We start from the raw sequence: 22,874 nt of genomic DNA, 5'->3' as shown, positions 1-22,874 counted from the left end.
CACAGGGCTCTCGGTTCAACGCAACACAAAGAAGCTCAATCGCTATTCTGCTTGGCCACTACTGGCCTAACACCTCTCGCAGAACGCGCATCCACTATAATGATCTCGCGGTCAAGATCCTCGGGCTTTAGGCCTCTTGAAGCGGCATTGTACGACCAACGGATGAAGCGCTCCAGCAGGTCGCGGTTCTCCTGCTTGATTCGGTCATTCTCTGCTCGCAGGGACATAATTGTTTGCCGGGCGTGAGCGATGGCAGCATCACCGTTCGATCGAGCGCCAACAGCTCGAGTACCTTCGGCAAGCCGCTTACGCGTCATCTCCCAAGCGTTCAAGATACGGACATGCTTTCGCAAGCCGGGCTTCGTGTATCGGTGCCCGATCTCGGTCTCGAGCACAGCAATGTAGCGATCCCAGGTCAATTTGTCCGTCCAGCCATCCAACAGACGAACGGCCTTCTCGATGTCGCTGTCGGTGAGCCTCTTCGTGCCCATCAGAAGTTTCCTCCCACTGCCAGAAGTTCCTCAAAGACGAAGTCATCTTCCTCGTGACCCGAGGCTTGCTCGCGGATGGCAAGTGTGAGGCCCGCTCGCGTTTGAGAAACGGGCGGAGGTGGCAAGGTGATGAGAGTTCCGTCGGCCATCTCGGAATCGGTTAGTAGCGCAAGCGCCATCCCCCAACGAACGACTGCCTCCGCATGCTTTGAGAGCCATCTTTCTACACCCGGCTCACCATTCTCCATTGCATTGCGGCAGTTCTGGACAGCGTTGAAGCTGATGTCGAGCTGTTTTCGCGCCTCCGCGATCTGCCCAGCATCACCCTTGACGAAGGTGTTTTCCCCGCAGCCGATGCAGTTCTTGTCCTTGGGGCAGGGTGTGAGGGCGTAGTTGTGGCGGCAGAGCCCGTACCGTGTGGCGATGATTGAGCCGACCTCCAGCCGCAGGGCGGTGTCGTGGGTCACCATCTCCCGCCGCGCCCGCTCTTCCACCTTGTCGGCAAGTGGGCCGACCACGCCCACGCCGCGCGGGGCGTTTTCGCCCATGGTGACGTAGGCCTCAATGAAGGCCGCATGGGGGATGTGGTTGTACCAGGCGTTCTGGTCGACCCGCTTCCGGCCCGACCAGAACGCGATGAGCGTCTCCGACAAATGCTTCGACTGTGCCAGCGTGTTCAGCAGGTGCCGGGGCTGGTGCGACGTCAGCTTCCAGGGTTGGCCATTGCGCGGATCCAGCAGTTGATGCCGGTAGAACACCGTCGTCCCACCCGGCTTGCCTCCCAGGTCATGGTGCACTTGGCTCGCGCTGATGAGGTCGGGCACATGCAGGAGCATATCGCCGTCGGTTCGCATGACGTGCCGTGGGAGGCAGAACAGCGCGTCGGCTGCAGTCAGCCCGGACCGCTTGTCCGCCAAGGGGAAATCGGGCGGCAGAGACTTCAGGATGTAATCCTGGATGGAAACAAAATCGTAGAGCGGGGTCCGAATCGAGCCTCCGCTCCGTGCCAGGTCGGTGGTCGTCTTGCCCGTGGGGCGCATCGCCTTGTCGAGGGCGGAACCCTTCTCAATCCGGCTCTCCTTCCCAATGATCCGGGCCACCTCCCAGCGGGTGAGCGGCTCGCCCCGCAGGTGCTCGAATCCCTCGGGCAGGTACAAACGACCAGGGTGCTCGGCGTACCAGGCCGCGGCCTGGCGAGCCGTGGCGCCGAGTTCCCGCAGGCGGAGGATGGCCGTGCGAGCGACCTCCGCCCATTCAGCGTTGGTGGCGAACTTGGTCATGGGGTCGCCGCCCTTCAGGGGGCGCCAGGCGAGGCCATAGACCCCGTCCATCTCCGTCTCGCAATCTAGAGGCAGCGTCAGGATCTCGGTGACCCGGGTGGGCGAGAACACGGCGAGAGCGAACCATGCGGTCGTGACCACGTCGGCCGGGACCGTGGCGCCATGGAACACCGACGCGAGATCGAGGATGCACTTGAGATGCGGTAGCTTCTCAGATCCTTCGACCACCCCAGCCTCGGTGCTGACCCGGTCGGAGCGGTCGACGCCCTCGTACGGGAAAGGGCTGCGCCAGAGCAGGTGCGTCGTGGATAGGCGTCCCGGGTTGACGATCTCGTGGACAAGCCGCTCCAGCATGCGGCCGAAGGTCCAGAGGTCGGACACGCTCTCGCGCAGGATGGCGGTCGCCTGGTCGAGCACCTCGGGACCCAGGTCCACCAGGTCGGGAGACTTGCCAAGGTCACGGAACGCGCGTTCGACGGCGCGAAGTACAGCCATGAGCTTCGAGGGACTCCCCATCCCATTGGAGACCAGGAACTCCACGGCCACCGCCTTGGCAGCATCCAGGAACGGCTCTCGCAGATTGACGGCATGAGGTGATCGCGTCCCACGCCTGGTGGTTTCGTGGTTCGTGAAGTGCAGCACGTAGCCTGCCGGGTGCTGGCCACGGGTCAGGGCAAATGGCCGCAGGTTCCAGGTGCCGGATGACCAGTCGACTGCGTCCGGCCCCCGAAAGAAGCGCTGCTGGCGGGCGCGCTCGATGAATGCAGTGAGGTTCTGCCGCGCTGTTTTCTCAGGGGCGCCGACAAACCGGACGACAACTGGCGCGGTCATGCCAAGGCTCCCGCCATCTTGGCGTTCCGCTCGATAATGATACCCCTGACCGCGTCGATCTGCTCCTGGGTGATGAGACGGATGCGGTCCTCGGTCTCGGCCGCCAAGTCCTCCCTGAGGACGTCCAGGAACCGTTCCCAGGGGGCGTCCATCAGCGGCTCGAACTTCCGGCAGAGGAGGCAGGCGCGTGGGGCATTCTGGTGGCATTCCGCCCGCGTCCCGCAGGCGCCGAGCTTCTGGCCGACCAAGTGGGCGAAGTCGCGGATGAGCGCCCCCGCCTCTCCACGGCGGGTGGCCTCGTCGAGCGACCCGATGAGCCGTCCCTGGAACGCCTGCGCCAGGAAGGACATCTCCCGGCCGATGGCCTCCTGGATCGGGCGCTGGAGCATCGGCATCGCGGCCCGGTAGTACTGGATGCAGTGGGTGGTCCGGTGGGTCAGCAAACGGGCGGCCTCGTGATCGGACGCACCCAGCGCGATAGCCCTGGTGCCGAGGGTGTAGCGGAACCGGTAGGGGAACACCGGGACCGGGCCACGCAGCCGGTCGGAGTAGGTCTGGACCCGGCGGAACACCGACGCGATGATGGCTGAGACCTTCGAGGACTGATCCTCGAACAGCGGGGCGTCCGGGGCACGCCGACGCACATCCGGCATCTCCAGGTAGCGGAGAAGGATCTCGGCGAGGACGGAGGGGGCCTTCCGCTTCCACCGGTCCCGGAGGACTTGGTTTTCCCCCTTCGCGAGCGGGATGCCGAGCGTCACCTCTGTCCCTTCGGGGCCGGACGTCAGGATGACGTCCGACATGCGCATCCTGGCGATCTGGACTGGCCGGACGCCGGTCGCGATCAGGGACCAGACCAGTGCCCACTCGGGAAGAGAAATTTCATCTTGCTCGAAAGCGCGGTCCACCCCGTCCCGAATGCTGCGCAGTTCCTGCTCTGTAAAGGCGCCCCGCTCGGGGTCGTTGGCGACCAAGGTGAAATACCAGCCATCCGAACTCTCCTCGAACTTCTCCGGGGTGAGCAGAAAGGTCGACACTTCTGGATCGAGTCCTGCCAACCGGCTCTCATTCCAGCGATTTAGCAGTGCCTGGACGAACGGCCAGCTTGCGACACCATAGCGTTTCGGCCAGTCCTCGATATGGCTTATCGAGAATAATGGTTCGGAAGAACCAGTGCGCAGGGAATGATCCTTTATGCAACGACCCATATAATAGGTGCATCTCTCAACATACACCAAAGAATGCGTCGAAAGCATTCCCACAATAATTCTTCGCAAGCTATCTTGCCATTCCAGGCCTTCAACTGCCCATGTAAAATCTATCTTGTGGTGCCTAATGTCACTCTGGATATGATTTTCCCCAATGAGGTTGAACTCTACTCTACGACCATCAAGTAGTGTGATGCCAAGGGTTCCAGACGCCGGGCGCCCGGCTAAGACTGTGCTTGGCATTTCAGTCTTCCTTCGGTCCGGCGATGTTGGAGGCCATCTCCTCCGCGATCCGGTCAGCCTCACGCCTGATGTGTCGTTTGCTGTATCGCGACCCCATAGATGACTTCTTGGACCAGCCCTGGTGCCGATTGCGCATCTCGTTCTCCTGCTTCTCGGACAGCCTCTGTCCAGGCGGCATGGCGTCCACCCTCTCGCTGAAGCTGTCGTTCCAGGTGCGCCGGAGGGTATGCGGAGCAAGAAACGCAGGGACGCCGGGCACGTGCTGGCGGATCCGCTCGAAGATGCGGTTGCACGAGCGGAGCGACAGGTGCACACCCTTCTCGTCGGTGAACAGGTAACCCCGGCCCCGGGCAGCCCGCGGCAAATGTGCCCAGTGCTCGTTGATGAAGCGGTCGAACGCCTCGGCAGTTTGTGGCCCGATCGGCACGGTGCGCGGGACCGTCTTCGAGACACGGATGCGGAACCGCCGGGTCGAGTAGCTTATGTCCTCGGCCTTGGCATGCCGTCCTTCTCCACGACGGGCACCGGTGTCCAGGAGCAGGCGCCAGTACAGGTAGTTCCTCGCCTGCAGGAAGGGGGTTGCGAACGGGTTGGCCGGGCTTCCGGGCACCACCGCATCCTCAATGGCCTGCAGGACCTCTCGGGAGACACCCTCCAGCGTGAGATCGTCGTCGCTCTGGCCCTTCGCCCTTGGCGCCAGACTGCGTAGCCGGGCGACGACCATCTCACTAACGCCGAGGAGAGTCCCAGCTTCGGCCTGTCGGCGATCCAGGTCACCGAGGCGCCGTTGGAGATGCCACTCGACATATGCCGCGACCCAACGGATGCGAGCAGCTGCCTCAACTGGTTCGGCCGCCTTGGCCTTAGGCGCTCTGAGGGATCGAGGGTCGGGCCGGTAGTCCTCCAGTCGGCTGACGCGGAAGGGCATGGAAGCAGGCTTTCCACCGCCGCTTGACCAGTCGCCCTGGTCTGCCGCAGAGGCGCGAAGGAAATCAGCGAGGAGGTCGGCGTCCTCGAGGGAAAGGAATGACCCCGTCGCCAAGTCTTCTTCAAGGTTCCGACCGAGCGAGGCGGCCCAAAGCCAAGCCATCCCAATCGACCGGAGAACCTTTACCGACGTGTTCACGGAGGCGCCCCTCCGGACATAGTCAGCCGTCACGAAGACATTGGGCCAGAACAACGGGCCGCCGCCGCGCTCTAACAGGACAGCTACTTCCCGTCCCGATCGTGCGGCAAACCGCCTCACCTCGAAACCCAGCATGTTTACGATTAAGCCTCCGTCCCGATACGTCGGAAATACGACTTCGGATCGGTTTCCGCAAGATTCTGCCCCGGAAGATAAAAAAAGAGGGGCTGGACAACGACTTACGTCGCGACCAGCCCCTCTTAGTTTACGATTCTACCCTAGGTCCTGCTACTGGCAGGCCAGGCACTCCTCATAATCGGTGCCGTTCTCGCCGGCCACCGCGCGGGTGGTGCGCGGCGGCGGCACGGGCAGCACGGCCTCCAGGCTGTTGGCCGCCGCGAAGCCCAGCGCCGGCTGCACCGCCACCTTCTCGCTGATGGTATCGGCGCGCTGGATGGAGAGGCTGCGGCAGTAGTAGAGCGACTTCACGCCCTTCTTCCAGGCCTGGTAGTGGATCTGGTGCAGGTCGCGCTTGTGCACGTCGGCCGGCAGGAACACGTTCACCGACTGGCTCTGGCAGATATAGGGCGTGCGGTCGGCGGCGTGCTCCACCACCCAGCGCTGGTCCAGCTCGAAGGCGGTCTTGAAGATCGCCTTCTCCTGCTCGTCCAGGAAGTCGAGGTGCTGGACGCTGCCCTTGGTGACGGTGATGTTGGTCCAGGTCTCGTCGTCGTCGCGGCCATGCTTGGCCAGCAGCTTCTTCAGGTACGGGTTGCGCACGATGAAGGAGCCGGAAAGCGTCTTGTGGTTGTACACATTGGCCGCGATCGGCTCGATGCCGGGCGAGGCGCCGCCACAGATGATCGAGATGGAGGCCGTCGGCGCGATCGCCATCTTGTTCGAGAAGCGCTCCATGAAGCCGTATTCGGCGGCATCCGGGCAGGGCCCGCGCTCCTCGGCCAGCTGGCGGCTGGCGGCATCGGCCTGGGTGCGGATGTGCTTGAACATCCGCTTGTTCCACACCTTCGCGATGACGCTCTCGAAGGGCACGTTCTGCTGCTGCAGGAACGAATGGAAGCCCATCACGCCGAGGCCCACGCTGCGCTCGCGCATCGCGCTGTACTTCGCCCGCGCCATGGAATCGGGCGCGGTGTCGATGAAGTTCTGCAGCACGTTGTCGAGGAAGCGCATCACGTCGGGGATGAAGCGCGGGTCGTCCTTCCACTCCATCCAGGTCTCGAGGTTCAGCGAGGAGAGGCAGCACACGGCGGTGCGCTCGCGCCCGTGCTGGTCGCGCCCGGTCGGCAGGGTGATCTCGGAGCAGAGGTTGGAGGTCTTGACCTCCAGCCCGGCCAGCTTCTGGTGCTCCGGCCGCGCGTTGTTCACGGCGTCCGAGTAGATGATGTAGGGCTCGCCCTGCTCGATGCGCGCCATCAGGATGCGGATCCACAGGCCGCGGGCCGAGATCTTGCGCACCACGGCGCCGTCCTTGGGCGAGGTCAGCGCCCACTCCTCGTCGGCCTCCACCGCGCGCATGAAGGCGTCGGGGATCAGCACGCCGTGGTGCAGGTTCAGGGCCTTGCGGTTCGGGTCGCCGCCGGTGGGGCGGCGGAGGTCGATGAACTCCTCGATCTCCGGGTGGGAGACGGGGAGGTAGACCGCCGCCGAGCCGCGCCGCAGCGAGCCCTGGCTGATCGCCAGCGTCAGGCTGTCCATCACCCGGATGAAGGGGATGATGCCGCTGGTCTTGCCGTTCTGCCCGACCTTCTCGCCGATCGAGCGCAGATTGCCCCAGTAGGAGCCGATGCCGCCGCCCTTGGAGGCCAGCCAGACATTCTCGTTCCAGAGGTCGACGATGCCGTTCAGGCTGTCATTCGCCTCGTTGAGGAAGCAGGAGATGGGCAGGCCGCGCGTGGTGCCGCCGTTGGAGAGCACCGGCGTGGCGGGCATGAACCACAGCCTCGAGATATAGTCGTAGATGCGCTGGGCGTGCGCCGCGTCGTCGCCATAGGCGCTGGCCACGCGGGCGAACAGGTCCTGGTAGGATTCGCCCGGCATCAGGTAGCGGTCGTCGAGGGTGGCCTTGCCGAAATCGGTCAGCAACGCATCGCGGGACCGGTCCACGCGCACCTGACCATGCCCCGCGAGCTGAATATCATCGGCAAGCTGAATGGCATCGAACACGACGGGAATCCCTGATGGCTGGGGTACTGAGGCGGGCACATTTGCACCGCCCTGACCGCGCCATCAACCCATATCTGGTGGGTCGGATGCGGCGCCTACCCCCACAATTTGCTTGCGTGACCTTTCGCCCACAGGGTGCCCCGGCGGCGAATCCCCGAAAAATCTGGCAATGCCAAGGTTATCCACCGGCCGGCTCAGAACGGGTGGGAGCGGTAAAAATTATCTGACGCCCGCCCCCTGCCCCCCGCCCCCTGCCCCACGATCAGGCGCCGGCGCGGCGCGCCACTTCCGCCCGCAGCTTCTCCACCGTGCCCAGCACACGCTGCGCCGCGCCATCGGTGTCCTCCAGGCTCAGCGGCATGGAAAGCGGGGTGATGCCCTCGCGCACGGCGCGCTCCGCATCCTCGTACAGCGCGTCCCCGCGCAGTTCGCGCGGCACCCGGCGCACGGCGCCGTGCACGCGCTGGGCCGCGGCCTTCATGTCCATCCGCGCCGGTGTCATGGCCTTCTGCTGGTTCGAGGCGGGCTCGCTCCCACTGCGCTGGATGGCCTGGCGGAGCTGGTCCTCCGCCTCCTGCAGGATCCGCGCATAGTCCCGCAGGTCCGTGGCGGCGGGCTGCGGCGAGGCAGGAGGGCTGGCATCGGCCTGGGGCCGGCCGGGCTGTGGTGGGGTTGCCTGGGTCTGGCCGGGGCTGCTCTGCGCCAGGGCCGCGCCGCCGAGCCCCGCCAGCAGGGCCAGGGCCAGAATGGGCTTCACAGGTCGCATGTTCGGCTCTCCTTGCTTCGCCGGGTCCGTCCCGGCTTCAGCGGGGGGAAACCGGGGCGGAGGGCCATGGTTCGCCCCCCTCGAAGCGCCCGGCCAAGCGGAGGCCGGGCCAGGGGCACGCCAGGAAGGGCAGGCACCGGCAGCGCGGGCACAAAAAAAGGAGCCCGGGAAAATCCCGTGCTCCTGCACTTTGTTCGGTAACTGGCGCGCCCGAAAGGATTCGAACCTCTGACCCCCAGATTCGTAGTCTGGTGCTCTATCCAGCTGAGCTACGGGCGCTTGCCAGTGGCCGGGGAATACCCAACCGACGGCCGGCGCGCAACATGGGGCGGCACGGTTTTGGCAGTTTTTTTGCACCTTTCCTCCATCAAAACGAGCCACGCCCCCTTCCCGGCCCCACCGCCCGGCCGCCTGCCCCTTGGTCTTTCCCGCGCCCCGCGCGAGGCTCTGCCCCGGGGCCACACGCTGCGCCCCGCACGGAAGCCCAGGGGCGGCAGGCCCCGGACCGGGAGGACATCCAGAGCATGAACGACACATCCAGCCCCTTCTCGCTCGCCGGGCAGACCATCCTGATCACCGGCGCGGCGGGCGGCATCGGCGCCGCCACGGCGCGGCTCTGCGCCGCCCAGGGCGCGACGCTGATCCTGGCCGACCTGCTGGAGCCCGGGGAGATCGCCGCCCGCATCGGACCCGCCGCCGATGGCGCCGTCTGCCACCGGCTCGACATCAGCCAGCGCGCCGCGGTGGAGGCGCTGGCGGCGGGAGCCGGCCCGGTCGACGCGCTGATCGACATGGCCGCCATCTGCCCCTTCGACGACTGGATGGCGGAAGGCTGGGACGAATCCCTGGAGCGCGTGCTGGCGGTGAACATCCGCGGCCCGATCAACCTCACCCGCGCCTTCCTGCCCGGCATGGCGGCGCGCCGGCGGGGGCGGATCGTGCTCTGCGGCTCGGTCGCGGGCTGGATGGGCGGCGTGGCCTCGGGGCCGCACTACGCCTTCAGCAAGGGCGGGCTGCACGCCTTCACCCGCTGGCTGGCGCGGCGGGGCGCGCCAGACGGGGTGCTGGTCAACGCCATCGCCCCCGGCCCGGTGGAGACGCCGATGACCGCCGGCCAGGGCTACCGGCCGGGGCAGTTCCCGCTCGGCCGCTTGGCGGCGCCGGAGGAGATCGCCGCCGCCGCCGCCTTCCTGGTCAGCCCCGGCGCCGGCTATGTCTCCGGCGCCGTGCTCGACGTGAACGGGGCGGTGCACTACCGCTGAGGCAGGGCCCCGCTCAGCGGGCGGCGCGCGGGCCGCCATAGGTGGTCAGGTGCCCCGCCGCCAGCCACCCGGCATCCACCGGCAGGTCGATGCCGGTAATGGCCGAGGCGTCGTCGGAGAGCAGGAAGGCCACGGCGGTGCCGATCTCGGCGGGCTTCACCATGCGGCCCAGCGCCGCCGCCTCGGCCAGCAGGCGCGGGTCGCGCAGGCCGCGCTCGATGGCGGCGCGCAGCGGCGGCGTGGCCACATAGCCCGGCGAGACGGCGTTCACCCGCACGCCGGAGCGGCCCCATTCGGCGGCCAGGCAGGCGGCCATGTGCACCACCGCCGCCTTGGCCGGCGCATAGGCGTGCAGCGGCGCGGTGCGCGAGGCGGTGACCGAGCCGGTGACGACGATGCCGCCCCGCCCGCGCGGCGCCATCCGCCGCCCGGCGGCCACACAGGAGATATAGACCCCGCGCAGGTTGACGGCGATGATCCGGTCGAACTCCGCCAGCGGCAGCGCCTCGGGCGTGGCGCCGGGCTGGATCAGCCCGGCATTGGCCATCAGCGCCTCCACCGGGCCGAGCCGGGCCTCGATCTCGTCGAAGGCGGCCTCGGTGGCGGCCTCGTCGGTGACGTCGAGGGCGATGGCCTCGGCGCCGAGGCGGGCGGCGGCCGCGCGCGCGGCCTCCAGGTTGACATCGGCCAGCACGGCGCGCCAGCCGCGCGCGGCCAGCACCTCCGCCGTGGCCAGGCCGATGCCGCTGGCAGCCCCCGTCACCAGCGCGACGCGGCCGCGCCCTTCATCCCGTGTCATGCAGGCTTTCTCCCAGAGCGTTGTTCTGCCGAGCATCTTCACGCGATCAGGCGAAGCGGCCTGATCGCGATCCGCTCTAGACGGCCAGGTAGCGTTGCAGGATGGCGTCGTTGCCGCGCAGCTCGTCGATGCCGGCGCTGTAGACCACCTGCCCCTTGTCGATGACCGTCGCATGGGTGGCGACGCCGAGGCAGAAATGCATGTTCTGCTCGGCGATCAGGATGGTCACGCTCATCCCCCGCAGGGTGCGGATGAGGTCGCCGATGGCGCGCACGATGATCGGCGCCAGCCCCTCGCTCGGCTCGTCGAGCAGCAGGATGTCCGGGTTGCCCATCAGCGTGCGGGCGATGGTGAGCATCTGCTGCTCGCCGCCCGAGAGGCGGCCGGCCATGCGGTGGCGCATGCCGGCCAGCAGCGGGAACACCTCGTAGATGCGCTCGGCGGTCCAGTGCCGATCGCCGCGCGGCCCGGCCTTGGCGCCGACGATGAGGTTGTCCTCCACCGTGTGCTCGGGGAAGACCTGCCGGTCCTCCGGCACGTAGCCGATGCCGGCGCGGGCGACGAGATAGGGCGCCTTGCCCGAGACGGCGGCCCCCGAGAGCAGCACCTGCCCCCGGCGCGGCGGCGCGATGCCGGCGATGGCCTTGAAGGTGGTGCTCTTGCCCGCGCCGTTGCGGCCGAGCAGGGCCATGGTCTGCCCCCGCGCCACGGCGAGGTCGATGCCGAACAGGATCTGGCTGGCGCCGTAGAAGACGTCCGTGCCTTTTACTTCCAGGATGGGCACCCCTGGGTTGGGCGGCGCGCTCATGCCGCGCCCTCCGCCAGATGGTGGTCGGTGCCGAGATAGGCGTCGATCACGTCCTGGTTGCGGCGGATCTCGGCCGGCGTGCCCTGGGCGAGCACCGCGCCGTATTTCAGCACATGCACCGCCTGGGCGTATTTGAAGACGATGTCCATGTCGTGCTCGATGAAGATCATGGTCAGGCTCTTCGCCTGCCAGAGATGGTGCACTTTCTCGATCATCCGCCAGCGCTCGTCGGGCCCCATGCCGGCGGTGGGCTCGTCGAGCAGCAGCACCTTGGGGTCCATGGCGAGGGCCAGGCCGATGTCGAGCAGCTTCTGGTCGCCATGCGAGAGGCTGCTGGAGACCAGCTCCGCCTTGGCGCCGAGGCCGAGCAGTTCCAGCAGCTCCTCCACCCGGGCGCGGCTCTGCCCCAGCGGGAAGCGGGCGAGCAGCGACCAGGAACGGCGCTGATGCGCGGTGACGGCGGCGGTGAGCGCCTCCCGCACCGTCAGGCTGGGGAAGAGCGAGGCCACCTGGAAGGCGCGCGCCATGCCGCGGCGGACCATCTCCAGACTGGAGCGCCCCACCACATCCTCCCCGTCGAACACGACGCGCCCGGCATCGGGGCGGATCTGGCCGGAGATGAGGTTGAAGAAGGTGGTCTTGCCGGCGCCGTTGGGCCCAATGATGGCGGTGAGCGAGCCGGCGGGGAAGGCCAGCGAGACATCCCTCGTGGCCTGCACGCCGCCGAAGGACTTTTGCAGGTTCTCGACCGTCAGCATCAGCCGGCTGCCTTGGTTTCGGCCGGGGCGGCGGCCTTGGCGGGGGTGGCGGGCGGGGCGGCGGCGGCGCGACGGTCGGCCAGCCAGGCCATCGCGTAATCCGCCACGCCGCGCCGCAGCCCCAGCACGATGGCCAGGATGACGATGCCCAGCACCAGCCCGTGATGGTGCGTCCAGATCGTCACGTAGTGGTTCAGCAATTGCAGCAGGAAGGCGCCGATGACGGGGCCCAGGAAGACCTGCGTGCCGCCCAGCATGATCATGAAGATCGCCTCGCCCGAGGTGGTCCAGAAGCCGAATTCGGGGAAGGCACCGGAGACGAACAGCGCCATGATGATGCCCGCCACGCTGGCCATGGTGCCGGCCAGGACGAAGACGCCGAGCTTCATCCGCACCACGTCCACGCCAAGGAAGTTGGCGCGGGCCGGGTTGTCGCGGATCATCCGCAGCGTGTAGCCGAAGGGCGACTGCCAGACCTGCCGCATCACCAGCAGGCAGGCCACGAAGACCACCGCGCAGAAGGCATAGAGCGTGCCGGCGTCGCCCAGGTCGATGCCGAGGAAGGGCGGGCGCGGGATGCCGCCGCGCAGCCCCTGGTCGCCGCCCGTCAAATCCACCCAGGTCAGGATGATGCTGTGGATGAACATCTGGAAGGCCAGCGTGATGAAGGAGAAGTAGATCTCCTTCAGCCGCACGCAGATGGCGCCGATGACCAGCGCCAGCAGCGCCGTGCCGCCCACCGCCGCCAGCATGGCCACGGGGATGGAGACCGCGCCGCCCTGCATCAGCAGCCCGAACACATAGGCGCCCGAGGCGAAGTAGGCGGCATGGCCGAAGGAAACCAGCCCGGTGAGACCCACCAGCAGGTTCAGCGACATCGCCAGCAGCCCGTAGGCGATGACGTAGATCAGGAAATCCCGCAGCGAGGGGTGCGGGAAGAGCGCGGGCAGCGCCAGCAGCAGCACCAGCCCGATCAGGCCGAGGCCCAGATCCCGCATCAGCCCGGCACGCATCAGGCCGTCCTCGCGCCAAGCAGGCCGGAGGGGCGCAGGATCAGCACCAACCCCATCAGCGCGAACATCAGCCCGTCGGTGAAGAGCGGGAAGCCGATGGCGCCGAAGGCCCGCGTCAGCCCGATCAGGATCGCCGCCACCAGCGCGCCGGGGATCGAGCCCATACCGCCGATGACGGTGACGATGAAGCTCTCGATCAGCACCGAGAGGCCCATGCCCGGCGTCAGCGTGCGGACCGGCGCGGCGAGCGCCCCCGCCGTGCCGGCCAGCACGCAGCCCATGCCGAAGACGCCGGCGTAGAGCAGCCGCGTGTTGATGCCGAGCGCGCCGACCATCTGCGGGTTGATCGCCAGCGCCCGGATGATCTTGCCCAGCCGCGTGCGGTTGATGCCAAGCCACAGCACCGCGCCGATGCCGAGCGCCATGCCCACCATGAAGATGTAGTAGCCGGGGATGAAGCCGCCCAGCACCTCCACCGGCGCGGTGGCGAAGGCTTCCGGCATGCCCATCAGCTTGTAGTCGGCACCGAAGACGATCTTCACCAGGTCGTCGCAGATCAGGATGGCGGCGTAGCAGACGAGGAGCTGCATCAGCAGGTCCTTGCCATAGACGCGGCTCATGAAGAAGCGCTCGAAGACGATGCCGACGAGCCCCGCCCCCGCGGCGCCGGCCAGCAGCGCCAGGACGAAGCTGCCGGTCGCCTCATAGGCGGCGAAGGCGAAGTAGGCGCCCAGCATGTAGAACACGCCATGGGCGAAGTTGACCACGCCCAGCACGCCGAAGATCAGCGACAGCCCGGAGGCGACAAGGAACAGCAGCATGCCGACGATCAGCCCCGTCGACACCTGGGTGACGAAGCAGGAGGCGGTGGCGACGCAGCCGGCGAGAACATCGAGATTCATGGCGTGTCTCCCGTGGCGGGGCGCGGCTCAGGCGTAGCCCTTCTGCTTCTTCCACTGCGTCTCCATCTCCAGGATCTGCGACCAGGGGATGGGCGCGAAATCCTCGACGAAGGGCGCCTTCGGCACGGTGCGGCCCCAGGCGGTGGGGTAGCCGATCAGCGTGTGGTCGGTGTCGCGCAGCGTCAGCTTCTCCTCCACCGCAAGGCCGGAGGAGATCTGCATGCCCTTCAGCTCCGCCGCCAGTGCCGCGCCCTCGGTGCGGCCATTGGTGCGCTTCAGCGCCTCGGCGATGAACTGGGCGGCGACGTAGTTCTGCCAGGCCCAGTTGGTCGGCTCGTGCTTCGCCAGCGCCGTGAAGCCGTCGGCGAAGGCGGTGTTGGCCGGCTTCTCGGGGTAGTTGCGGTTGTAGCGGTAGGCGGTGTGCAGCCCGGCCGGCAGCTGCTTGATGGCGGTCAGCACCGGCGGGTCGCCCAGCGAGGAGGAGAACAGCGCCACGTTCGGGAACAGCCGGTAGAGGTTGCTCTGCTCGATGAAGCTGACGAGGTCGCCGCCCCACAGGGCCGAGTACATCGCCTGCGGCTTCACCTGCAGCGCCTTGGTGATGTTCTCCGTGTAGTCCGGCGCGAAGAGGCGCGGCCACACCTGGTCGACCACCTCGATGGCCGGATCGTACATCTTCGCGAATTCGAGGAACTCGGCGGTGTTGTCGCGGCCATAGGCATAGTCGGGCGAGCAGGTCATCCAGCGCTTCAGCCCGCGCTGCTTCGAGATGCCCGAGGCATAGACGCCGCCCGCCACCGCATCGTGGATGCCCTGGCGGGCGCAGCGGAAGGCGGTCTTGACGTGCAGCTTCGGGTCCGCCGTCAGCGACGAGGTCTCGGAATTGGTGTGGATGCACAGCACCGGCAGGTCGCGCACCACCTCGTGCACCGCGAAGCCGCCCGAGGAGGCCTCGCCGTCGATGATGATCTCGCAGCCATCGTTGTTGATGAGGTCGCGCGTCACCTTGGCGGCCTCGTCGGGGCGGCCCTTGGAATCGCGCTCCACCAGTTGCAGCGTGCGGCCGCCAAGCCCGCCTGCCTCGTTGATGCGGCCGAAGGCGTACTGCACCGCCGCCCGGCTCGACGTGCCGAGGATGGCGACGCGCCCGGACAGGATCGTCGGCATGCCGACGCGGATCACCTTGGCCTGGGCGCCGGCAATGCGCGGCATGGCCAGCATGGCCGCACCCGCGGCGGCACCGCCGAGCAGCACGCGCCGCCCGGTGACATTCGCACCGTTGGACATTTCTCTCTCCCTTCATGCCGCCGGTGCCCATGGCACCTGTACGGCTTTCCATCTTTCCGATGGATTTCGTTCATGTTGGGCAGCGCAAACTCAGACCGTCAACAGTTTTTCCCTGTCAGGCAAAGGAACTTTTTCATGGATAATCCGGGCACGGCTCCGCCGCCGCGCCGGTTCTCCCGCCACGGTTCCGCGCCTCCCCGCCCCCTCACCAATGGCGGCGCAGCACCCCGGCCGCGAAGGCCACCAGCTCGGCCACCGGGCCGATCGCCTTGTCCATGGTGAGGATGCCGTGCATCTGGTCGCTCGCATGCAGGGCGGTGACGCGCACGCCCTCCCGCTCCAGCCGCGCGGCGTAGAGCTGACCCTCGCTGCACAGCGGGTCGTGCCCGCAGGTCAGCACCAGGGCGGGCGCCGCGCCGGCGAGGGATTGCGCCCGCGCGGGCGAGAAGCGCCACGCCGTCCGGTCCATCGGGGGCGGCAGGTAGTGGTCGATGAACCAGCGCATTGTCGCCGCCGTCAGCGGCAGTCCCTCGCGGAAGCGCTCATAGCTCTCGCCCGTCATGGCCAGGTCGAGGGCAGGGTAGAGCAGCATCTGGAACACCACGGGCGGCACCGTGCCGTCGCGCGCCATCAGCGCCAGCACGGCGGCGAGGGTGCCGCCGGCGCTGTCGCCGCCCACCGCCAGCCGCGCCGGGTCGATGCCGAGCGACGGCGCCTCGGCCACCAGCCAGCGCAGCGCGGCGATGCTGTCCTCCAGCGCGGCCGGCGCGGGGTGCTCCGGCGCCAGCCGGTATTCCACCGCCAGCACGCAGGCGCCGAGGGCCTGCGCCAGGCGGCGGCAGAGGCCGTCATGCGTCTCCAGGCTGCCCAGCACCCAGCCGCCGCCATGCAGGTAGAGCAGGCAGGGCAGCGGCGGGCCGCCCGGCGCGGCCTCGGCGGCACGGTAGAGGCGCACCGGCACCGGTGGCCCCTCCCCCGCCTGCGCCACCATGTCCCGCACCCAGGGCAGCGCCGGCCCGGGCGATTGCAGGGCGCGGGCGCGCGCCGCATGGGCCGCGCGCGCCGCCTCGGGCGTCTGCGTCTCGAAGGGCTGGCTGCCGGCCTCGCGCGCCTGCCGCAGCAGCGCGAGGACGTCCGGGTGAAGCGCGGGCATCCGGCTTCCCCTCAGCGGCCGAGCACGAAGCCCTGGTAGTCCTTCGCCGCCACCTCGGCGCAGAGCCGCGCGTAGTTGGCCATGCCACCGGCATAGGGCATGAAGACGCGCGGCTTGCCCGGCACGTTGGCGCCCAGATACCAGGAGCTGTTGGCCAGCGGCAGCAGCGTGGCGTTGGCGGCCTCGTTCACATGCGCCACCCAGCGCTCCGCCGCCTCCGGCTCCGGCTCGATGCGCTGCAGCCCGTGCTGGCGCATATGGTCGATGCAGCCGGTGATCCAGTCCACATGCTGCTCGATGGCGACCGGCATGTTGGTCAGCACCGAGGGGCTGCCAGGCCCGGTGATGGTGAACAGGTTGGGGAAGCCCGCCACCTGCAGCCCGAGATAGCTGCGCGGCCCCGCCGCCCAGGCATCCCGCAGCGCCACGCCGTCCCGCCCGCGGATGTCCATGGCCAGCAGCGGCCCCGTCATCGCGTCGAACCCGGTGGCGAAGACGATGATGTCGAGCGGGATCTCGCCGGCCGTGGTGCGGATGCCGGCCGGCGTGATCTCGACGATCGGCGTCGCCTTGATGTCCACCAGCGTGACGTTGTCGCGGTTGAAGGTCTCGAAATAGTGGCTGTCGATGGGCGGGCGCTTGGTGGCGAAGGGGTGGTCCTTCGGCGTCAGCATCTCCGCCACCTTCGGGTCCCGCACGATGCCGCGGATCTTGGCGCGGATGAACTCCGAGGCGGTGTCGTTGGCGGCCTTGCTGGTCAGCAGGTCGCGGAAGGCGGCGCGGAAGCGCAGGCCGCCCGTCTCCCACGCCTTCTCATAGCGCGCCAGCCGCTCCTCCTCCGCCACGTCCAGCGCGGATTCGGGCGCGATGTCGAAGGGATGGCCGTTGATGGTGGCGCGCGCCTTCTCGCGGATGGCGGCGTAGTTGGCCTTGATCTCGCGCAGCTCCTCCGCGCCCACCGGGCCGTTGCGGGCGGGGATGCTGTAGTTGGCCGTGCGCTGGAACACGGTGAGGTGCGTGGCCTTCTCCGCGATCACCGGCGTCGCCTGGATGCCGGTCGAGCCGGTTCCAATCAGGCCGACGCGCTTGCCGGTGAAGTCCACATCCTCCTGCGGCCAGCGGCCGGTGTGGTACCACTGCCCCGCGAAGCTCTCGAGGCCGGCGATCTTCGGGATGTTGGCCGAGGAGAGGCAGCCCACGGCGGTGATGAGGTAGCGCGCCGAGAAGCTCTCCCCCGCCTCGGTGCGCACGCGCCAGAGATTGGCGGCGGCATCGTATTCGGCGCTGCTGACGCGGGTGCCGAACTGGATGTCGCGCTTCAGGTCGAACTTCGCGGCGACGTGATCGAGGTAGCGGCGGATCTCGCCATGCTCGGGGTAGCGCTCGCTCCAGCTCCACTCCTGCTGCAGTTCCTCGGAGAAGGAGTAGGAGTAGTAGTAGCTCTCCGAGTCACAGCGCGCGCCGGGGTAGCGGTTCCAGTACCAGGTGCCGCCGACGCCGTCGCCGGCTTCCAGCACCCGCGCCTTCAGCCCCAGCCTGTCGCGCAGCGTGTGCAGTTGATAGAGCCCGGCGAAGCCCGCGCCGATGATCAGGGCATCGAGTTCCGCCGCCGGAGACGCCGCTCCATTGGTCTGGTTGCGCGCCGTGGACGACATGCCGCACCGCTCCCTTCCTGTGTTTCCGCCTTGGACATTCTTGGCCTGGGCCGCCGCCTCAAGGGCAACGGCCGGCATGCCGGGAGGCTAGGGGCTTGCGCCCCACCCTTCAATTTCCAAAACTGCCAAACTGATGTGAACAACCGTCACAGGTGGCGCCATGGACCGGCTGGGAGAGATGCTCGTCTTCGTCCGCGCCGTGGAGGATGGCGGCTTCTCCGCCGCCGGGCGCAGCCTCTCGCTCAGCCCCTCCGCCATCAGCAAGATGATCGCGCGGCTGGAGAACCGCCTGGGCGTGGTGCTGTTCAACCGCTCGTTGCGCAGCCTGACGCTGACGCCGGAGGGCGAGGCCTTCTATCCCGCGGCGCGGCAGGCGATCGAGGCGGTGGAGGAGGCGGAGGCGGTGGCCTTCACCGGCGTCACCCCGCGCGACGTGCTGCGCATCCGCTCCATGCCCACCTTCGCCATCCACCAGCTGGCGCCGCTGGTGCCCGCCTTCCGGCGGCAGCATCCTGGGCTGCGGCTGGAATTCGTGCTGGGCAACGAGGCGGGCAACCTGCTGGAGGGCGGCGTGGATGTGGCGCTCTACATCGGCGAGCTGCCGGATTCCTCGCTGGTGGCGCGGCGCATCGTCAACATGCGCTGGGTGATCTGCGCCGCGCCCGCCTACCTCGCCGAGCACGGCATGCCGGCGACGCCGGAGGAGCTGGCGCGGCACGAATGCCTCAACTTCAACAAGCGCATGCCCTGGAGCACCTGGACCTTCCGCGACAGCGAGCACTCGCTGCGCCGCATCCGCGCCAGCGGCAGCGTGACGGCGAACCAGGGGCAGATGCTGCTGGCACTCGCCCTGGCCGGCGTCGGCATCGCGCGGCTGGCGGAGTTCCAGGTGGCGGAGGATCTGGCCAGCGGCCGCCTCGTCCGCCTCTTCCCGGCCGAGGCGGCGCGGATGGAGGAGAGCATCTATGCCGTGCACCACAGCAAGCGGCATGTCAGCCAGCGCATCCGCGTCTTCCTCGACTTCCTGGAGGCGGCCTTCCCGCGCGGCGGCGCCTGACGGGAAGGCCCCGCCCCGGGCGCGGAGAAGGGAGACCGGGCCGGCCGCTCAAGGCCGGCGGAGCAGCGCCTCCAGGCGGCTGGCCAGGTCCCGCATGGTGAAGGGCTTGGTCAGCACCTGCATGCCCTCCTCGAGATGCCGGTCGCCGATCGCGGCGCTTTCGGCATAGCCGGTGATGAAGAGGATCCGCAGCTCCGGGCGCAGCGTGCGGGCCGCGTCCGCGAGTTGCCGGCCATTCATGCCGCCCGGCAGGCCGACATCCGTGACCAGGAGGTCGATGCGCTGCCCGGAGCGGAGGAGTTTCAGCCCCGCCGCGCCGTCGCCGGCCTGCAGGGCGGCATAGCCCAGATCCTCGAGGACCTCGACGATCAGCAGGCGGATGGTCGCTTCGTCATCGACCACCAGCACCGTCTCGCCCTCCGCCGGGCGGAGCGGATCCCCGGCGCCCCCTTCGGCGGCGGGCCCCTCGAGCGGGCCGGTGTGGCGCGGGAGGTAGAGGGTCATGGTCGCGCCGCGGCCGGCCTCCGAGCGGATGCGGACCTGCCCGCCGGACTGCCGGACGAAGCCATAGATCATCGAGAGGCCGAGGCCTGTGCCCTGGCCCAGCGGCTTGGTGGTGAAGAACGGGTCGAAGGCCCGCGCGATCACCTCGGGCTCCATGCCGGTTCCGGTGTCGGAGACATGCAGAGCGACATAGGGGCCGGCCTCGAGATCCAGCCCGGCCGCCTCCTCCGCGCCGAGGAGGCGGTTCTCCGTGGCGATCGTCAGCGCGCCGCCACCGGGCATCGCGTCGCGCGCGTTGATGCACAGGTTCAGCAGGGCGTTCTCAAGCTGGTTGGGGTCGACCAGCGTCGGCCAGAGATCGTCGGCGCCCGAGGAGGTGACGGCGATCGCCGGCCCGACCGTGCGGTTGATCAGGTCCTGCATGCCCATGACCAGCGCGTTCACGTCGGTGGGCCTGGCCTCGAGCGTCTGCCGGCGGGAGAAGGCCAGGAGGCGGTGCGTCAGCGCCGCCGCCCGCGACGCCGCTTCCTGCGCCGAGGCGACATACCGCTCCAGCTCGGCGGTCCGGCCCTGGGCCACGCGGATCTGCAGCAGCTCGAGGCTGCCGATGATGCCGGCCAGGAGATTGTTGAAGTCGTGCGCCAGCCCGCCGGTGAGCTGCCCCACCGCCTCCATCTTCTGGGCCTGCCGCAGCTCCTCCTCCGTGCGCTTCCTCTGCTCCACCTCGGCCAGCACCGTCTCGTGCGCCCGCAGGAGCTCGGCCGTCCGGGCCGCCACGCGTTCCTCGAGCGTCTCGTTCAGGCGGCGGAGATCGTCCTCGGCCTTCTTGCGGGCCGTGATGTCGGAGGAGACGCCCACCATGCGGCGGCCGCCGGACCGGCCGGTCACCACGCGGGCCCGGATCTCGGCCCAGTGCACGCTGCCATCCGGCCACAGCGTGCGGTACTCGATGGCGTAGTCGGCCCCGGTGGCGGCGCTTTCCCGCACCGCGGCCTGCGTGCGGTCACGGTCGCCGGGATGGATGCCCGCCAGCAGGTCCGCATAGGTGAACTCGTCCTCCGCGGCGCGGCCGAACACGGCCCTGCAGGTCGCGGAAGCCGTCAGCACGCCGCGTTCCAGGTCGAGCTCCCACGACCCCAGCCGGCCCGCCAGCAGCGCGATCGAGAGCCGGCGCTCGCCCTCGTCCAGCGCCTCGATCCGCGCGCGCGCCTCGAACTGCCGGCCGCGGGCCTTCAGCGCCGCCCGCGCGACGCTGACGAAGGTGGAGGGATGGAAGGGGCGCTCCAGGAAGGTCGCGTTGCCGAAAGCCGCCGAGAGCCTGGCGGCGCCCGGGTTCTGCTCCGGGCCGCCGCCGCTGTGGGTGAGGACGATGAAGGGCAGGTCGGACCAGGCGGGCTGCCGCGCCATCCTGGCGGAGATCCCGGCCAGGTCGACATGCCGCAGGGCCTCCTCCGTGACCACGGCGAAGCAGGCATCGTCGCCGATCGCGGCTTCGAAGCTGGCGAAATCGCCGCACACCGCCGCGGTGGCGCCGGCCTCGCGCAGCAGCGCCGCGGCGATCGTCGCGTCACGGCCATAGGGCGTGTACAGCGGCACCGTCAGCGCGTGCGCGGGAGCGTTGCCCATCACTTTGCGGGAAAGCTGTCCAGCAGCGGCGCCGTGTCGCCGGTGAATGTCGGCACGCCGCGCAGCACGCCCTGGAAATCCCGCAGCGGCTCGCCGAGGCCGATGCCGCCACGGCTGATCTGGTACTCGCGGATGGTGTTCTCGTGCGCGCCGGTCCGCTTCTTGATCACGGAGATGGCGCGCCGGACATTGCCGACGGCCTCGAAGTAGCGGAGCAGGATCACCGTGTCGGCGAGGTAGGTCACGTCGACCGGCGACCTCATGTCGCCCACCAGCCCATGCTGCGCCACCGTCAGGAAGGTCGTGGCGCCCTGGCGGTTCAGGTACTGGAGCAGCTCGTGGATGTGGAGGATGAGCGCGTTCTCGTCCGGCATCGCCGCCTGGTAGCCGTTGAGGCTGTCGATGACGACCGTCTTCGCCTGCGCCTTGTCGACATGCTCGCGCACCCGGTGGGCGAACTCGCCCGGAGACAGCTCGGCGGCATCGACCTGCTCGATGAGCAGGGCGCCGCGCCTCCGCATCCCTTCCAGATCGAAGCCGATCTCCGCCGCCCGGCGCAGCAGCAGGCCCATCTCCTCGTCGAAGACGAAGATGGCGGCCTTCTCGCCGCGCCGTATGGCGGCGGTGACGAATTGCAGCGACAGGATGCTCTTGCCCGTGCCGGAGGGGCCGAGGAGCAGCGTGCTGGAGCCCTGCTCGATGCCGCCCCCCAGCAGCGCGTCCAGCGCGGGAATGTCGCTGGTCATGCGCGCGCGCTCATAGCCGCTGCGGTGCTCGGCCGCGATCAGCCGCGGAAAGACATGCACGCCACCCCTCTGGATGGTGAAGTCGTGGAAGCCGCCCCGGAACGCCTGGCCGCGATACTTCGAGATGCGGAGGCGCCGGCGCTCGGCGCCATAGCTGGGCGACAGCGCCTCCAGCCGGATCACGCCATGCACGACGCTGTGCACCGTCTTGTCGAAGGTGTCGGAGGTCAGGTCGTCGAGGAGCAGCACCGTGCCGCCGAGCCGGGCGAAGTAGTGCTTCAGGGCGAGGATCTGCCGGCGGTAGCGGAGCGAGCCCTGCGCCAGCAGGCGGATCTCGGAGAGGCTGTCCAGCACGATGCGGGTGGGCCGCACGCGCTCATACGCCTCGAAGATCTGGCGCGTGGCCTCGCCGAGCTCGAGGTCCGAGGAATGGAGCAGGCTTTGCTGCTGCGCGGAATCGAGCAGGCTCTCGGGCGGCACCAGCTCGAAGACGGAGACTTCGTCGGGCAGGGACCAGCCATGCGACGCGGCGCCCTCGCGCAGCTCCCGCGCGGTTTCCGAAAGCGTGATGTAGAGGCACTGCTCCCCTCTCGCCGCGCCTTCCAGAAGGAACCGCAGCGCGATGGTCGTCTTGCCCGTGCCGGGATTTCCTTCAAGGAGGAACATGTGCCCCGGGGACAATCCACCGGACAGGATGTCGTCGAGTCCCGGCACCCCGGTCCGCGCCTTCTCCGGCGGACTGGCCTCGGGGCGCGTCATTTCACGTCAAGCTCGGCCATGATGTTCTCCGGAAGGGGATGCTGGGGGATCTGCGAGAGCGCGTTTTCCATCGCGGCCTCGGCACGGAGAAGCTCGTAGGCGTGCTGACGCTCCAGCCAGAACCGGGATGACACGCCGCACAGGCGCTCGAACCGCAGGGCCATCTCCGGCGTGATCGCCGCCCGTCCGGCCAGGATGCGGTGCAAGCTCTGCCGGGTGATGCCCAGATCCTGGGCCGCCTGGCTGATCGTCAGCTTGAGCGCGGGAAGGATCTGCCGCCGCAACAGCCTGCCGGGGTGGCCCTCGCCGTCAAACCCGGGTCCGATCGTTCGGCGTCGCGGCATGGGCGAGCGTGTAACGCCCGGGGTTACACCCCGCAAGGGGCCGATGGGCGGGCGCGGCACGATGCGCCGCGT

General features: G+C 68.6%; 19 protein-coding genes and 1 tRNA gene. 2 read left to right on the top strand and 18 right to left on the bottom strand.

Going from position 1 to position 22,874, the window contains the following annotated elements; genetic code table 11:
- Positions 1 to 35: 35 nt before the first annotated feature.
- From CR165_RS24485 to CR165_RS10735, 7 genes are all read right to left on the bottom strand, one after another.
- Positions 36 to 491 carry a hypothetical protein gene (locus CR165_RS24485; protein ID WP_146201877.1) on the bottom strand — a complete coding sequence of 152 codons (456 nt, stop codon included), beginning with the start codon at positions 489 to 491 and terminating at the stop codon, positions 36 to 38.
- Entirely contained in the window at positions 491 to 2,602 is a 2,112-nt protein-coding gene (locus CR165_RS10760; protein ID WP_146201876.1) for a hypothetical protein, read from the bottom strand. The genes CR165_RS24485 and CR165_RS10760 overlap by 1 nt, the downstream gene beginning before the upstream one ends.
- Complete coding sequence (locus CR165_RS10755) at positions 2,599 to 3,660, bottom strand: site-specific integrase (protein ID WP_146201875.1); 1,062 nt, start codon at positions 3,658 to 3,660, stop codon at positions 2,599 to 2,601. The genes CR165_RS10760 and CR165_RS10755 overlap by 4 nt, the downstream gene beginning before the upstream one ends.
- Before the next feature lie 394 nt (positions 3,661 to 4,054).
- Positions 4,055 to 5,314: a tyrosine-type recombinase/integrase gene (locus CR165_RS10750; protein ID WP_109516973.1), complete on the bottom strand. Its 1,260-nt coding sequence runs from the start codon at positions 5,312 to 5,314 to the stop codon at positions 4,055 to 4,057.
- Between the two features lie 153 nt (positions 5,315 to 5,467).
- The gene (locus tag CR165_RS10745) at positions 5,468 to 7,363 is read right to left on the bottom strand and encodes a ribonucleoside-diphosphate reductase subunit alpha (protein WP_109516972.1); all 1,896 of its coding nucleotides are present in this window, start codon (positions 7,361 to 7,363) and stop codon (positions 5,468 to 5,470) included.
- Positions 7,364 to 7,625: 262 nt separating this feature from the next.
- Positions 7,626 to 8,129 carry a hypothetical protein gene (locus CR165_RS10740; protein ID WP_146201874.1) on the bottom strand — a complete coding sequence of 168 codons (504 nt, stop codon included), beginning with the start codon at positions 8,127 to 8,129 and terminating at the stop codon, positions 7,626 to 7,628.
- Between the two features lie 202 nt (positions 8,130 to 8,331).
- A tRNA-Arg gene (locus CR165_RS10735) sits at positions 8,332 to 8,408 on the bottom strand.
- Positions 8,409 to 8,653: 245 nt separating this feature from the next.
- Here CR165_RS10735 and CR165_RS10730 point away from each other — a divergent pair.
- The gene (locus CR165_RS10730; protein WP_181378094.1) at positions 8,654 to 9,391 is read left to right on the top strand and encodes an SDR family NAD(P)-dependent oxidoreductase; all 738 of its coding nucleotides are present in this window, start codon (positions 8,654 to 8,656) and stop codon (positions 9,389 to 9,391) included.
- A gap of 13 nt (positions 9,392 to 9,404) precedes the next feature.
- On the opposite strand, the gene CR165_RS10725 is transcribed toward CR165_RS10730, so the two are convergent.
- From CR165_RS10725 to CR165_RS10690, 8 genes are all read right to left on the bottom strand, one after another.
- On the bottom strand, positions 9,405 to 10,190 hold the full coding sequence (locus CR165_RS10725; RefSeq protein ID WP_109516969.1) for an SDR family NAD(P)-dependent oxidoreductase: 786 nt from the start codon (positions 10,188 to 10,190) through the stop codon (positions 9,405 to 9,407).
- Positions 10,191 to 10,266: 76 nt separating this feature from the next.
- Positions 10,267 to 10,998, bottom strand: coding sequence for an ABC transporter ATP-binding protein (locus tag CR165_RS10720; protein ID WP_109516968.1), 732 nt, complete (start codon positions 10,996 to 10,998; stop codon positions 10,267 to 10,269).
- Positions 10,995 to 11,756, bottom strand: a complete 762-nt coding sequence (locus CR165_RS10715) for an ABC transporter ATP-binding protein (protein WP_109516967.1) — start codon at positions 11,754 to 11,756, stop codon at positions 10,995 to 10,997. The genes CR165_RS10720 and CR165_RS10715 overlap by 4 nt, the downstream gene beginning before the upstream one ends.
- On the bottom strand, positions 11,756 to 12,769 hold the full coding sequence (locus CR165_RS10710) for a branched-chain amino acid ABC transporter permease (protein ID WP_109516966.1): 1,014 nt from the start codon (positions 12,767 to 12,769) through the stop codon (positions 11,756 to 11,758). The genes CR165_RS10715 and CR165_RS10710 overlap by 1 nt, the downstream gene beginning before the upstream one ends.
- Positions 12,769 to 13,671: a branched-chain amino acid ABC transporter permease gene (locus tag CR165_RS10705; RefSeq protein WP_109516965.1), complete on the bottom strand. Its 903-nt coding sequence runs from the start codon at positions 13,669 to 13,671 to the stop codon at positions 12,769 to 12,771. The genes CR165_RS10710 and CR165_RS10705 overlap by 1 nt, the downstream gene beginning before the upstream one ends.
- A 27-nt stretch (positions 13,672 to 13,698) precedes the next feature.
- Positions 13,699 to 14,958 (bottom strand): ABC transporter substrate-binding protein, encoded by a 1,260-nt coding sequence (locus tag CR165_RS10700; protein WP_109516964.1) that lies wholly within the window; start codon positions 14,956 to 14,958, stop codon positions 13,699 to 13,701.
- Between the two features lie 205 nt (positions 14,959 to 15,163).
- A complete protein-coding gene (locus CR165_RS10695) occupies positions 15,164 to 16,111 on the bottom strand; it encodes an alpha/beta hydrolase (RefSeq protein ID WP_109516963.1) in 948 nt (315 codons plus the stop codon).
- Between the two features lie 11 nt (positions 16,112 to 16,122).
- Positions 16,123 to 17,766 (bottom strand): flavin-containing monooxygenase, encoded by a 1,644-nt coding sequence (locus tag CR165_RS10690; RefSeq protein WP_109516962.1) that lies wholly within the window; start codon positions 17,764 to 17,766, stop codon positions 16,123 to 16,125.
- Positions 17,767 to 17,926: 160 nt separating this feature from the next.
- On the opposite strand from CR165_RS10690, the gene CR165_RS10685 reads away from it, so the two are divergent.
- Entirely contained in the window at positions 17,927 to 18,823 is an 897-nt protein-coding gene (locus tag CR165_RS10685) for a LysR family transcriptional regulator (RefSeq protein ID WP_109516961.1), read from the top strand.
- Between the two features lie 48 nt (positions 18,824 to 18,871).
- On the opposite strand, the gene CR165_RS10680 is transcribed toward CR165_RS10685, so the two are convergent.
- The 3 genes from CR165_RS10680 to CR165_RS10670 are packed head-to-tail and all read right to left on the bottom strand — an operon-like array spanning position 18,872 to position 22,802.
- On the bottom strand, positions 18,872 to 20,953 hold the full coding sequence (locus CR165_RS10680) for a hybrid sensor histidine kinase/response regulator (RefSeq protein ID WP_109516960.1): 2,082 nt from the start codon (positions 20,951 to 20,953) through the stop codon (positions 18,872 to 18,874).
- Positions 20,953 to 22,458: an ATPase domain-containing protein gene (locus CR165_RS10675; RefSeq protein WP_109516959.1), complete on the bottom strand. Its 1,506-nt coding sequence runs from the start codon at positions 22,456 to 22,458 to the stop codon at positions 20,953 to 20,955. The genes CR165_RS10680 and CR165_RS10675 overlap by 1 nt, the downstream gene beginning before the upstream one ends.
- The gene (locus tag CR165_RS10670; protein WP_109516958.1) at positions 22,455 to 22,802 is read right to left on the bottom strand and encodes a HigA family addiction module antitoxin; all 348 of its coding nucleotides are present in this window, start codon (positions 22,800 to 22,802) and stop codon (positions 22,455 to 22,457) included. Before CR165_RS10670 ends, CR165_RS10675 begins: the two co-directional genes overlap by 4 nt.
- Positions 22,803 to 22,874: the final 72 nt, after the last annotated feature.

The sequence above is a fragment of the Teichococcus aestuarii genome (assembly GCF_003116135.1).
Classification (GTDB): domain Bacteria; phylum Pseudomonadota; class Alphaproteobacteria; order Acetobacterales; family Acetobacteraceae; genus Pseudoroseomonas; species Pseudoroseomonas aestuarii.
Note: the sequence above shows the minus strand (reverse complement) of the source record. Positions and strands in the feature narration are given on the sequence as shown.